The organism is Gammaproteobacteria bacterium, from assembly GCA_029862005.1.
Classification (GTDB): Bacteria; Pseudomonadota; Gammaproteobacteria.
In genome coordinates this window covers 18,801-32,173 of sequence record JAOTYD010000037.1, presented here as the reverse complement: position 1 = coordinate 32,173, position 13,373 = coordinate 18,801, and the positions used below count along the sequence as shown (strand labels likewise).

Genomic DNA, 13,373 nt, shown 5'->3' with positions numbered 1-13,373 from the left:
CGGAATTTACGTCACAAATGTCTAGACTCTTGCTCTGTTTCTCAGGAAATCTATTGCTGTTTAAAGTATGGAGAATCGATGAACGACGATACCACCGATAATGGAATCGATAAGATGGATAATACCGACACCAGCCTGCCGATTACTTACACCCAGGTGGCCAGCTGCGCCATCGGTAACGACCGTGCAGAACACCGGGATCGAATAGAGCGCCGGCGCCAAACCTTGCGCGCGAAGCTTGAACGCGAGGCCTACGAGCGCCAGAAACAGCTCGAAAACTCCTTCATCCAGACCTTCCGCAACATCTTCAGCACAACCAAGCACTAACCGCTTTTATCTAATTTGCATTCGCGGACCGGCAACCATGCCAGTCCCGCTTGACTGTGCCTGACGATAATGGAAAGATGCCCGCTTCGATATTCCGGTGTCAGCTCCAGTTCCAGACGCCCTTTTGTCACAATATTTTGAAACAAGACTATGCCAGGTAATCTCTCGCTTCAGGCGCTTAAGGAAAAGGTAGCTTCCGGGCAAATCGATACTGTCATTACTGTCATCCCCGATATGCAGGGTCGCTTGATGGGTAAGCGTTTTCAGGCCGAGTTCTTTCTTGAAAGCGCCTGGGAAGAGACCCACTGCTGTAACTATCTGGTCGCAACCGACCTCGAAATGTACACCGTGGATGGCTACTCCGCCACCAGCTGGGCAGCCGGTTACGGCGACTACATCATGAAGCCAGACCTCGCAACGCTGCGAATTCTGCCGTGGCTCGAGGGCACGGCAATGGTAATGTGCGATCTATTTGATCATCATACTCATGCCGAGGTACCACATTCACCACGCGCGGTTTTAAAATATCAAATCAATCGGTTACAGGGCATGGGACTGGCGTCGGCGGTGGCCACCGAGCTCGAGTTTTTCGTGTTCCGCGACAGCTTCGAAGATTTACGCGATAAATCTTATCGCGAGATGACCCCCATTAGTCCTTACAACGAGGACTATCATATTTTCCAGACCACCAAGGAAGAAAACTTGATGCGAAAAATCCGTAACGGGTTGCAGGGCGCTGGCGTACGGGTTGAAAACACCAAGGGTGAAGCCGACCCGGGCCAGGCGGAGATAAACGTCTGCTACAGCGATGCCCTGGAAATGGCCGACAACCATTGCCTGGTCAAGAACGCGGTCAAGGAGATCGCGTTTCTGAATGAGCGCGCGGTTACCTTTCTTGCCAAGTGGAGTCACGATGCGGCGGGGTCATCCAGCCATATTCACCAGTCGCTGGTTTCTACCGGTGGCGACCCGGTGTTTTTCGATGCCGCTGCCGAGTACGGCATGTCTACGCTGATGTGCCAATACCTCGCTGGACTGCTCAAGTACGCCAGCGACAATACTTTTTTCCTGGCGCCTTACGTTAATTCGTACAAGCGTTTCGTCGCAGGCACCTTCGCCCCGACCAGGGCCATCTGGTCGCTCGACAATCGCACCGCGGGTTATCGCGTCGTCGCCGATGGCACGCGCAACGTGCGCGTGGAATGCCGGGTGGGCGGCAGTGATTTAAATCCCTACCTTGCAATTGCCGCACAGATTGCCGCCGGCATCGCCGGCATCGAAGAGAAACTCGAGCTGGAAATAGAATTCAAGGGTGACGCCTACCAGGCGCGTAAGGCGCGCGAAATCCCGGCCACCCTGGCTGATGCCACGGTGGCGTTGAAGAAATCTAACATGCTGCGTAACGCCATGGGCTCCGATGTTATCGATCATTACGTGCGCGCCGCTGAATGGGAACAGGAAGATTTCAACAGCAAGGTTACCGATTACGAAGTCAACCGCGGCTTTGAAAGAGCTTAACAACACTCCCATAACTGTGAGATAGAATCATGCAACTTGTCGGAAACTGGTCGTATCCAACCTCGATACGCTTCGGCGCCGGTCGCATCAGCGAAATTGCCGATGCCTGCAGTGCGGTCGGCATCAGCAGGCCGCTGCTGGTTACCGACCGCGGTCTCGCAAATTTACCCATCACCCAGAACACACTTGCATTGCTCGAGCAGGCCGGCCTGGACCAGGCCCTTTTTGCCGAGGTCGATCCGAATCCGAATGAAAATAATCTCGCACAGGGGCTCAAGGCCTATAACGACGGCGGGCACGATGGCGTTATCGCATTTGGCGGCGGCTCGGGTCTCGATCTCGGCAAGATCGTCGCTTTCATGTGCGGACAAACCCGCCCGGTCTGGGACTATGAAGATGTCGGCGACTGGTGGACCCGTGCCGATGCCGACAAGATCGCACCGATTATCGCAGTACCAACGACTGCCGGCACGGGTTCCGAAGTAGGTCGCGCAGGCGTGTTATCCAACTCGGAAACGCATGAGAAGAAAATTATCTTTCACCCTAAGATTCTGGCCGCGGTGGTTATCTGTGACCCGGAACTAACCGTCGGAATGCCAGCGGGCATCACCGCCGGCACGGGTATGGACGCATTTGCGCATTGCCTGGAAGCCTATTGCTCACCGCATTACCACCCGATGAGCCAGGGTATCGCGGTCGAGGGCATGCGCCTGGTCAAGGAGTACCTGCCGCGCGCCTATGCCGATGCCAACGATATCGAGGCCCGTGCCCACATGATGTCGGCCGCCGCGATGGGCGCCACCGCTTTTCAGAAAGGGCTCGGTGCGATACACGCGCTATCACACCCGATCGGTGCGTTTTACAACAGTCACCACGGCACGACCAATGCGGTTGTCATGGCGCCCGTGCTGAAGTTCAATCGAGCCGCAATCGAAATCCGCATCGAAGCGCTCGCCGCATACCTCGGGATTGCCGGTGGCTTCGATGGTTTCTATGACTATGTCGTCGAACTGAACGCATCACTGGGAATTCCAGCCAACCTGACCGAGCTCGGGATTACCGACCCTGACCTGGACTGGCTGGTCGAATCAGCCCTCAAGGATCCCAGCGTCGGTGGCAATCCGATTGAGATGGACAAGAACAATACCAGGGCCCTGTTCGAGGCCTGTTTATAAAAGAGTGCTTGCGAATAACTAGAGTAGCAGAGCGACCAAAAGCGCGACAACAGACCCACCAATAAGCCAGACGCCAAGCGTAATCGGCCTGTCCTCGATAAGATCCGGGAGCGTTTCCCGCATAATATTTCTCCGTTACCTCCTCAGGATCACACTGTATAAGGGATTACCAGCTTCGATTTTTTGATCTGCATCAATTTAATCGATCTCAGCGCGCAGCGGCGAGATGAAGAGCATTAGGTGGATTCAGCCAAAAGCGTACACCGGGCTCCTATTATCGGGCGTCTGCCAACGAACATAACGGACTCTCGACAAAATCCAAATTCTGTAAATGATTCAATCAAACATTACAAAAAAAAAAGACCGTTTGTAATCCGGGCCATAATGCAGCTTGGTTCAGGTAGACCGTCCCAGCCCGATAAGCAGAGTTATCGGCCTAATCGCCATCGATTCCGGCTCAATAATTGCTCAAAGCCTTGATCAATATCAGAAGATCGCATTATCGATAAAATATACTCGAGAAATATTGATTCTCGGCGTATACATCGAGCGCGGTAAATTTAGAGCCGCAAAGGAGTGATTTATGGATTGGTTATTGATCGGAAAATTATTGTTGATTCTGTTCCTGGTTGTCGGCAACGCATTTTTTGTCGGGTCGGAGATCGCACTAACCTCGGCGCGACGCAGTCGTATAAATCAGTTGGCCAGTACCGGCAGCAAGTCGGCCAGGATAGTCCAGGTGCTCCATGACCAACCGGAGCGCTTTTATTCGGTCACCCAGATCGGAATTACACTCGTTTCGCTGGGTTTAGGTGCTATCGGCATTGTCACGCTTAATCAGATTATGTTCCCGGGATTCCAACTAGCCTTTGGCCTGCTGGGTGACAGCGAGAAAGTATTACAGTTGACCCAGACCTTCTCTTATATTATCGCTTTCGTGATCATCTCTTTTCTACACGTTGTGGTAGGCGAACTGGCACCCAAGGTGCTTGCCTTCCACAAGGCGGTAGCAATTAGCTTGTCGGTTGCCAGAGTCATCAATGGGCTGCATACCATACTGCGCCCGCTCATTTGGTTCATGAATCATTCGTCCAATGGCCTACTGTGGTTAATCGGGCAACGCGAGCTAATAGAGAACGGCGAGCCGCACTTCTCGATAACAGGCGAGGAGATTCGCACCATACTCAGCGCCAGTGAACAGGAGGGAGTCCTCGATCCCCAGTTGACCAAGATGCTTCGAGGGGTTTTCGATCTTGATGAACACACAGCGCGGGATGCCATGATTCCACGCACCGAGGTTGAAGCGATACCGCATACTGCTGTCGTTGCGGATGTGCTCACCCTGTTTAAGGAAGAATTACGCGAGCGTTACCCGGTCTACGAAACGACAATGGACAACATTATTGGCATCGTTTCGGTGAAGCAACTGCTCAGCATCATGGCGGCTGCGGAGAAACCGGAACGGATAGTCGATACCCTGGCCCAACCGGTCGCCGATGTGATGATGCCGGCTTATTACATCCCCGATACAATGCCGCTGAAAACATTACTCAAGGACTTCATCAGTAACCGGCGGCAGATTGCCATCGTTCTGGATGAATACGGCGGAACCGACGGCTTGATAACGCTGGAAGATATTCTCGAAGAGATAGTAGGTGACTACGAGGATGAGTTTACCCCGAGACACCGCCACATCAAAATGGAGGATCGCCGTCATTACAAGATCAGCGCTGGCGTCCGGGTTACGGAACTAGAGCACAAGCTGAACTACCCGTTTCCCACCGGCGACTACGTAACCCTTGGAGGGTACATCAACCATCGCCTTGGCCGCATCGCCGAAGTTGGCGATCGAGTTCAGCTCGATGGTGCCTGTCTCGAAGTTTTGAAAATGGATCGACACCAGATTCTCAAGGTGCGATTCGAGTTCCAGGAGGCCGAGACGCTAGAGGAACCAGATCAACCGGTGGACGAGAACCCTGCCAAGTCAGCGAAAGATTCCGGGGTGACAGATAATTAACTCATAATTTGTGAATATAAACTGCGAGTGTCGATTAATCTTCACCGTGGACTCCTCTTTATCGTTAACTGAAATGTCAATCTCAGTTTGGCACATCGATGCCGATGAGGTGAGGAGGAGTCCATCCCATTGTTCCTGGCCGTTCTCGAAATCTCAAATCACGATTGTGGGTGTCTGCTTTGGAGAACCAGGGCGGGACATGAACTGGGTGAGTTGACCCTGGGGATCGAGATGTTAGGCTAACTCAATCTTGACGGTATGAAAACGAATGGATCGAGAAACAATCAGGTATCAGAATGATCGGGAGATGGCCGCGGAGTTGCTGAAACATCCCGATGTCGTACGGGTTAACGAACATATCGCTAAGATACAAGAAGATGGGCCCATGGGTACGCGTAGACGCTTGCTCGGGACCTCGGTTCGCCTCAGCCGTTTCATGGCACCCAATGTGCACGAGATGGCGGACGAGTGCATTGAAAAGCTTGCGATGAAAATTCCGCACGAACTCTACGTATACTCTAGCCCTCAATACAACGCTGCCTGTTTTAAGCCGGAAGGCGGAAAGCTGTTCGTGATGTTTTCATCCAGCCTGTTGGAAAAATTCAATGGCAGCGAACTTAAGTTTGTGATTGGCCATGAGTTCGGTCATCACGTCTACAATCATCACGAAATCCCCATCGGCTACCTGTTGCGGGGTAATCAGCCCCCCGATCCGCGCCTCGCACTGGACTTGTTTGCCTGGTCTCGAAATGCAGAGGTTTCGGCGGACCGAGCCGGTGCATTCTGTGCCGGAGATATGAATGGTATTGCCCGATCATTATTCAAACTGGCTTCCGGACTTGGCGATAAGATCATTCGTTTCGATCTGGATGAGTTTCTTAAGCAGGTTGATGAAATGCAGGTTGAAGATGCTGAGCCCGGACAGGGGGCTCCAAAGGAGGACTGGTTTTCGACCCATCCGTTTAGTCCGCTTAGAGTCAAGGCGCTGCAACTGTTCAATCAGTCAGAATTGATGACAGAGGGCGGTAATTCTCATGAGTACCTTGAAGTCGGGGTGCAAAGGCTATTGAGCCTGATGGAGCCGAGTTACCTAGAGGCTAGAACCGATACTGCCAGTGCAATGCGCCGACTACTATTCTCCGGTGCTATTGCTGTGGCCAATGTCGAAAAAGGAATCAGCGAAAGTGAGATCAAGTTATTTGAAAAGTTTTTTGGCAAGGGAGAGTTCAACAAGAGTCTCAACATTGACCGCATTATAGAGACCTTGCCGGACCGAATTAAAACCGCGAACCAACAGGCCAGTTCGACACAGCGTATGCAGGTAATGCGCGACATATGTGTGATGTCTAAGGCCGACGGAAAGGCCAATGATGTTGAGCGTGTAGTTATGGATGATATTGCCGATCAGCTGGGTATATCCAGAGCGTTTATCTGTCAGACTCTGGCCCAGGACTGCGAATTGGACTGACAAGACTGATCAGTCTAAACAGGAAAAACCCAATGCAATGCCGAACGGTTCGAATCGGTGGAGCCTACCAACACTGTTCCGATGCCTGTTCGAATAATAGGCTTTCTGATCTTCGGTGTAGTAGATTCTCGGGCGTTGCTTCATTATCAACATCCTCCTCTTGGTAGTTAGAGATTAGATGTTGCATCGACCGATTGAGTCCATAACCCAACTGAGACACTCAAAATGTCGCGCTAGCGGACACTATGGTCCGACTGCAGGCGCTTGTTATGTGAACCAAGGTTAATCTCGATCGTTTGTTGAATCATGCGGATTTCTTACCCCTAAATCATGCGGGCTCGGTTCCCATGTTTTTCCCAGGAACAAACTTGTCCTGAATCGGAAATGAAACAAAGCTACACCGATGAAGGGAAGGAACACAAGGAATGCACACCATAGCGTCTTACTTTTACCGGAGATAGATGCTCGCAGAGTAGTTGTGACTGGAACAACTACTAGTATTAGGTGCAAGATTCCAAATACTAAAAGAAACCCTATTAACGCTTTATCCATGCGCACCTCCGGTTATTCATATAACAGCATGATTAAAAGGTAATTGACCTGATAATATATTATCTAATGTCAGGCGTCTGCTTCTCGCCGTTCTCAGCCTCTGAACAAGGACTTTTCACCGTCTTTTATTGCCCAAGCGAAGCGTTCCTGAACACTCTCTGGGCTAAGAAAAAATCAACAACTTTACGGGTTTTATTCCTAAATTCATAAAATTTCGCGACAGGGGATCGCAAGTTATTTTTCAATTCCATGAGTTTTAAGAGAAAAACTAGTGGGGCATGGGCGACTGCTGCGCCGGTCTATGCATGAAATATCTGATGTTATTCTTTTATATTTCAACAACTTATTTGCCTGGTGCGCCTTTGATGATCGCACCGAGAGCAGCCTGGATTATTTTGGACTATGTTAAAGGTATGAATTTAAGAGCATATAAAACAACGGATGAACGGCCCAAGTCAGTGAGGCAGGCATGGAGAACAATAGTTCAGATGCAGCGAGAAATAGAGCGGCTTGAAAAAGACCTGACAGGCTGTATCAAATTAATTGCCAGCCAGGAGACGGAAATAAACCGGCTTACTAAGGATGCCGATTAGCAACAATTCTTATGTGCCGAGCGCCAGTTCTCGCGAAGTCAATTTCCTAAAATAGTTTCTTCGCAAAACTAGCCATTCCTGCAGCGCCCCCTACCGAGTCGAGAAGTGATCCTCCGCTGCTGTTTTTGTTAATAAGCTCGGGGATCATGCCGGCCAATCCTTCTGAAGCCTTGTCGGTGTCAATTCCCAACTCGGAAGCAAACGAAGCAACCTTTTGTGAGCCTAATGCATCAACAATATTGGTGCCGGCTATTGCATCGTTGTCACCATCACCTAACCATGACCCGACCATCGATGCCAAACCACCTGAACCAAATTGTGAAACCAACGCTCCGATATTCAGGTCATCGCCATCACCGGGCAACAAATTTTTTAACGCACTGGCCACTGTACCGACGTCGAGCCCGGTGTTAGTGTCGCTCTTGTCCAGAAAAAGTTGCGCAGCCATTTGCAATAAACTCATGAGTTTCTCCTTTTTTATTTCAGTCGACATGCGTTGCACGCGTGCCCGTACCTGCGACACGCGACCTGACAACAACACGAAGTGTTGTACTAGTGACTCACCATCGGAGCTAACTTACTGGCCTGGTTGATCCAGTCTGATAGCATTTTTTCGCTGGGTACGGTTCGAGTAAGTCGCTTCGCCTTATTGACTTCCTGCATTTTTGCAGCAAGATTCGCAGCATTTCGATTTTTCAATTCTTTGACTGTGTCGACACCTGATGCTTCAAGTAGCTCGGCGTATTGACTAGCTACTCCTTTTATACGGAACAAATCGGCCATATTGACACAGCGTAAAATAACTGAGCTGCTGATACCTGTTTCCTTGGCGATCCTGTCTCTTCCTTTTTTTGTGCCACCGTCTTTAAGCAGTCGCGCCGGGCTTGCACAACCAACGGCACGTAATTTTTTACCATACGCTGGCCCAATACCTTCAATCGCTTCAATAGATGTGCTCACTAGTTTCTCCTATTTCTGTTTTTTTGTTGACGAACCGGGCTTGGTCAACCCCGTTCCCGATATCTCGCATTTAGATCGGTGACTAATATAACTAACCACAATAAAAAATAATATTAAATTTTTACCAACTGGCATTTGACAATAATCAATACTCGTCGGAAATGATGGAAAAATAGTAGACGGTTATTTAGCGCCAAAAGGCTAAATGCTTCAACGTAAACTGGATACCTGTCAGACCAGGGTCCGGTCTAAGAGGCTTTGAGGCGCGTAAAATCTACCCGTGCCGACATTTTATTGCCAATCCAACTGGTTTTGATGAAACGACTGATGTAAGCGTGCTGCCTTTTTTTCGTTTTGAATAATTATCCTGTTATTGCCGGGGATCAATGAAAAATGTAGAAACGAGCCTAATACTGGTCGTCCTGACCAAAAAACGCAGAGGGCAGACAGATGAGTAAACAATCAATCGAGGATTATTTATCCGATCATGCTTTCTTTTCCGGAATGGATGACAGCTATGTGAAGTTCCTGTCAGACTCCGCGACCGAGCTGCAGATGAAGATGGGTGATGTCCTGTTTCAATACGGAAAGCCTGCCGATAAATTCTATTTGTTGCGCGAGGGGCAAATGTCTATACAGGTGCCGGCTTTGATGGGACCGGCGCTTGACATACAAACTCTTGGCAATGATCAAATACTCGGCTGGTCCTGGCTTATACCACCCTACCGTTGGAGTTTTATGGCCCGCGCGTTGGAAGATTCCGATTTGATCGAGTTTGATGGCAGCGCAATATTGGCGCGATGCCAGGAAGATCCGAAATTCGGATATGAATTATTCAAGCGGTTCGCGGCGCTAATGTCCGAGCGGCTCGACGCCGCTCGCCAGAAGATGATGGACCAGTGGAATCCACCAGGATTCGCCTAGGTATCGGGTTTACTGCATGAGAATCCCCTTCGCGCCAGAAGGTGATTATCAAGCTGTAGTAATATATTCGGCACATTAACGGGGTCTGGCCCTCCTTTAGTTCCGAGTTGCTGATCATCGGACGACGATCCGGACTTCCGACCCTCATTCTACTAACCGAATCCACCACCGCCGGGAGTTTCAATTACGAACACGTCGCCGGGTTTCATTTCGGTGCTATCAGCTCCAGCCAGTTCCTCGATAGAACCGTTAACCCTGGCTACCCAGTTACGGCCCACTTGCCCGGGCTTGCCGCCGTTGACGCCAAAAGGTGGTACGCGGCGATGGTCTGACAAGATGGAAGCTGTCATGGCCTCGAGGAAGCGAACGCGGCGGACGACGCCGCAACCACCCCTGTAGGTACCCTGGCCACCCGATCCAGCTCGGATGGAGAAGCTTTCCAGTATTACCGGGTGACGCCATTCCAGAATTTCCGGATCGGTAAGCCGGGTATTCGTCATATGCGTATGGATCGCATCGGTACCATCGAAATCAGGGCCGGCACCCGATCCTCCACAAATGGTTTCGTAATACTGATGCTCGTCATTGCCGAAGGTGAAGTTGTTCATGGTTCCCTGGGCAGAGGCCATTACGCCAAGCGCACCGTAGAGCGTTTCGGTGACGCTCTGGGAGGTTTCGACATTTCCGGCAACGACGGCAGCCGGATAGCGCGGGTTCAACATGCAGCCATCGGGGATGATAATTTTAAGCGGTTTCAGGCAACCGGCGTTCAGGGGTATATCATCATCCACCAGGGTGCGAAAAACATACAGGACTGCGGCTATGCACACGGCAGACGGTGCATTGAAATTGCTGTTCAACTGATCCGATGTTCCGGTGAAATCGATTACCGCTTTTCGATTTTTCTCGTCGATGGCTATTGCTACCTGAATATGGTGACCCTGGTCCAACTCGTACCTGAAAGCGCCATTCTTGAGGACACCCAGCACCCGGCGCACGGATTCTTCCGCATTGTCCTGTACATGGCGCATATAAGCATTGACTGTTCCCAGTGTGAAATGATCCACCATCTTGCGAAGTTCCTGCACGCCTTTTTCGTTGGCGGCAATCTGGGCTGACATGTCAGCCACGTTCTGATGCGGATTTCGAGCCGGGTATTTACCGCTGCCCAGCAACTCGATAAGAGCTTGCTCGCGTAACCTTCCCTTCTCAACCAGCAGGAAGTTATCGATCAATATGCCCTCTTCTTCCACCGTTGTGCTGTTGGCGGGCATGGACCCTGGCGTAATGCCGCCGATATCGGCATGATGACCTCGCGAGGCGACGAAGAACAACAACTCCGACCCGGCCTCATCAAATACGGGGGATATCACCGTTACATCTGGCAAGTGCGTACCACCGTTATAGGGCGCATTGAGGGCATATACATCGCCGGGTTTGATGGTGTCAGCGCGTTCGCGAATGACAGTCTTGATGCTCTCGCCCATGCTGCCAAGGTGCACTGGCATATGGGGTGCATTGGCTACCAGGTTGCCATCCCGGTCAAAGATGGCACAGGAGAAGTCGAGCCGTTCCTTGATGTTGACGGAATAAGCCGTGTTCGCAAGTGTCGCCCCCATCTGTTCGGCAATGGACATAAACAGGTTGTTGAAGATTTCGAGAAGTATCGGATCGGCGCCCCTGTCACCTGCCACGCCATGGTCCGTGCCGATAGCGACACGGCTCGGCAGCGGGATGACGCGTTTCAATACCAGGTGGCCCATGGACGTCGTGGTTGCCTGCCAGCCTGGCTCGACCAGGGTGGTCGCCGTGCTTTCAATGATAATGGCAGGGCCGTTTACCTGTTGTCCCGATTTCAGGACGTCACGATCATAGACTGGTGCCTGGTGGGTTTCGCCACCGGAATAGAGAGACACGGTGTCCAGTATTTCCGCTGCGGAGTTATCGGGTGCAGCCTCGATGGTGTTATCTTCGGCACGCTCCATCAGGCCAATCGCTTCGGCCGACACGGTGCCGACAATGTGGGCACGGTCAGGCGCGTTAAAGCCGAATCGGCCCATGTGAGCTTTCTCAAATTCGGCGATCATCGCGTTCAGGCCGGCAAAGTTGACGATTAGCAGGGTATCGGTGCCCTCGTAACGAAGATGAATCTTACGAACCACGTCGATATTGGCGTCGGGCACGCCTTGATTGACAACTTCCGATCGAGCTGCTGCATCCAGGACATCCAGGGTCTTCCCGAGGGGTTCCAGGGCTTCGGGTGTCAGCGGTATTTCCACCGTCTGCTCACGCATCGCCCTGATATCGGCCAGACCCATGCCATAAGCCGACAGGACGCCTGCAAAAGGATGCAGGAAGACCCGCTTCATACCCAGCGAGTCGGCAACCAGGCAGGCATGCTGCCCGGCCGCACCCCCGAAGCAATTCAGGGTGTATTCCGTGACGTCATAGCCGCGTTGCACGGATATCTGTTTGATGGCGTTGGCCATGTTTTCAACGGCAATCTTGAGGAAGCCTTCGGCAACCTCTTGCGCCGTGGTCAATTGTCCGCTGGCTTTTGAAATATCATCGGCCAGCACCTTGAACCTGTCGCGCACGATCTCGACATCCAGCATTTCATCGGCGTTCGGCCCGAAGACACGGGGAAAATATTTCGGCTGGATTTTGCCCAGCATCACGTTGCAGTCTGTAACCGCCAGGGGACCACCACGGCGATAGCATGCCGGCCCGGGATTGGCACCAGCAGAATCCGGTCCGACGCGATAGCGCGCACCGTCGAAATGCAGGACAGAACCACCGCCGGCGGCGACGGTGTGGATGCGCATCATCGGCGCGCGCATACGAACACCCGCCACCAGCGTTTCAAATTCGCGCTCGTACTCGCCATCGTAGTGGGACACGTCGGTAGAGGTACCACCCATGTCAAAGCCGATTACCTTGTGAAAGCCTGCCATCACAGCGCTACGGACCATGCCGACAACGCCTCCGGCGGGACCGGACAGAATGCTGTCCTTGCCCTGGAACAGGCTGGCGTCGGTCAGGCCACCATTGGATTGCATGAACATCAACCGGGTTGCATCCACAATATCACCTGCTATCTCGTTGGCAATCCCTTCAACGTAACGGCGCAGGATCGGCGACAAGTAGGCATCCACCACGGTTGTGTCACCACGCGACACCAGTTTTACCAGCGGACTGACTTCATGCGAGACGGACACCTGGGTGAAGCCGATTTCATGGGCGATTGCGGCGACTGCCTGCTCATGCGCCGGGAAACGGTAGCCATGCATAAAGGCAATGGCTGCCGAACGAATACCGTTGTCGTAGGCAGCCTGCAGATCACCTGTTACAGTTTCCCGGTCCAGGGCTTGCAGTACATCTCCACTGGCGGTAACCCTTTCGGTTACTTCAATAACCTGCTCGTAGAGCATTTCCGGTAATACGATATGACGGTCGAAAAGGCGGGGGCGGTTCTGGTAGCCGATGCGAAGTGCATCGCCGAAGCCTTGCGTGATGACCAGGAGCGTGCGGTCGCCCTTGCGCTCCAGCAGCGCGTTGGTGGCCACGGTGGTACCCATCTTTATCGCTTCGATGGCGGTGGCAGGGATCGGGACGTTACTGGAAACGCCTAGCAGGTCGCGGATACCCTGCAGCGCGGCGTCTGCATATTGTTCAGGATTTTCCGACAACAACTTGTGGGTTTTCAAGGTCCCATCAGGCGCACGCATCACCACGTCCGTGAAAGTACCGCCGCGATCGATCCAGAATTGGCATTTTCGCTTGTTGTTCATCGGGTTGTTAGCGGCGGCCGTTTACTCCCTGTTGCTCCGCGATGCCGA

General features: G+C 52.1%; 10 protein-coding genes. 7 read left to right on the top strand and 3 right to left on the bottom strand.

The genetic code is table 11. The features are described 5' to 3' along the window. Positions 1-78 precede the first annotated feature (78 nt). From OES20_16555 to OES20_16530, 6 genes are all read left to right on the top strand, one after another. Positions 79-327 carry a hypothetical protein gene (locus OES20_16555; GenBank protein ID MDH3636311.1) on the top strand — a complete coding sequence of 83 codons (249 nt, stop codon included), beginning with the start codon at positions 79-81 and terminating at the stop codon, positions 325-327. 150 nt (positions 328-477) lie between these two features. Then, complete coding sequence (locus tag OES20_16550) at positions 478-1,845, top strand: glutamine synthetase family protein (protein ID MDH3636310.1); 1,368 nt, start codon at positions 478-480, stop codon at positions 1,843-1,845. A 29-nt stretch (positions 1,846-1,874) separates the two neighbouring features. Beyond that, positions 1,875-3,020, top strand: coding sequence for an iron-containing alcohol dehydrogenase (locus OES20_16545; GenBank protein ID MDH3636309.1), 1,146 nt, complete (start codon positions 1,875-1,877; stop codon positions 3,018-3,020). A gap of 583 nt (positions 3,021-3,603) precedes the next feature. After that, a complete protein-coding gene (locus tag OES20_16540; protein ID MDH3636308.1) occupies positions 3,604-5,037 on the top strand; it encodes a hemolysin family protein in 1,434 nt (477 codons plus the stop codon). A gap of 268 nt (positions 5,038-5,305) precedes the next feature. Then, entirely contained in the window at positions 5,306-6,505 is a 1,200-nt protein-coding gene (locus tag OES20_16535; GenBank protein MDH3636307.1) for a M48 family metallopeptidase, read from the top strand. 857 nt (positions 6,506-7,362) lie between these two features. Beyond that, positions 7,363-7,650, top strand: a complete 288-nt coding sequence (locus tag OES20_16530; protein MDH3636306.1) for a hypothetical protein — start codon at positions 7,363-7,365, stop codon at positions 7,648-7,650. Between the two features lie 46 nt (positions 7,651-7,696). Here OES20_16530 and OES20_16525 read toward each other — a convergent pair whose 3' ends face one another. Together OES20_16525 and OES20_16520 are read right to left on the bottom strand one after the other, a co-directional pair. Next, entirely contained in the window at positions 7,697-8,143 is a 447-nt protein-coding gene (locus OES20_16525) for a YidB family protein (GenBank protein MDH3636305.1), read from the bottom strand. A gap of 59 nt (positions 8,144-8,202) precedes the next feature. Further along, positions 8,203-8,610, bottom strand: a complete 408-nt coding sequence (locus OES20_16520; protein MDH3636304.1) for a DUF4332 domain-containing protein — start codon at positions 8,608-8,610, stop codon at positions 8,203-8,205. 450 nt (positions 8,611-9,060) lie between these two features. Between OES20_16520 and OES20_16515 the strand changes: the two genes are divergently transcribed. Continuing rightward, on the top strand, positions 9,061-9,534 hold the full coding sequence (locus tag OES20_16515; protein ID MDH3636303.1) for a cyclic nucleotide-binding domain-containing protein: 474 nt from the start codon (positions 9,061-9,063) through the stop codon (positions 9,532-9,534). Between the two features lie 152 nt (positions 9,535-9,686). On the opposite strand, the gene OES20_16510 is transcribed toward OES20_16515, so the two are convergent. Then, a complete protein-coding gene (locus OES20_16510) occupies positions 9,687-13,325 on the bottom strand; it encodes a hydantoinase B/oxoprolinase family protein (protein ID MDH3636302.1) in 3,639 nt (1,212 codons plus the stop codon). Positions 13,326-13,373 lie beyond the last annotated feature (48 nt).

What these genes read in the sequence shown, in the direction of transcription:
- OES20_16555 (MDH3636311.1), top strand. Translation starts at nt 79, where the DNA reads ATGAACGACGATACCACCGATAATGGAATCGATAAGATGGATAATACC.
- OES20_16550 (MDH3636310.1), top strand. Translation starts at nt 478, where the DNA reads ATGCCAGGTAATCTCTCGCTTCAGGCGCTTAAGGAAAAGGTAGCTTCC.
- OES20_16545 (MDH3636309.1), top strand. Translation starts at nt 1,875, where the DNA reads ATGCAACTTGTCGGAAACTGGTCGTATCCAACCTCGATACGCTTCGGC.
- OES20_16540 (MDH3636308.1), top strand. Translation starts at nt 3,604, where the DNA reads ATGGATTGGTTATTGATCGGAAAATTATTGTTGATTCTGTTCCTGGTT.
- OES20_16535 (MDH3636307.1), top strand. Translation starts at nt 5,306, where the DNA reads ATGGATCGAGAAACAATCAGGTATCAGAATGATCGGGAGATGGCCGCG.
- OES20_16530 (MDH3636306.1), top strand. Translation starts at nt 7,363, where the DNA reads ATGAAATATCTGATGTTATTCTTTTATATTTCAACAACTTATTTGCCT.
- OES20_16525 (MDH3636305.1), bottom strand. Translation starts at nt 8,143, where the DNA reads ATGTCGACTGAAATAAAAAAGGAGAAACTCATGAGTTTATTGCAAATG.
- OES20_16515 (MDH3636303.1), top strand. Translation starts at nt 9,061, where the DNA reads ATGAGTAAACAATCAATCGAGGATTATTTATCCGATCATGCTTTCTTT.
- OES20_16510 (MDH3636302.1), bottom strand. Translation starts at nt 13,325, where the DNA reads ATGAACAACAAGCGAAAATGCCAATTCTGGATCGATCGCGGCGGTACT.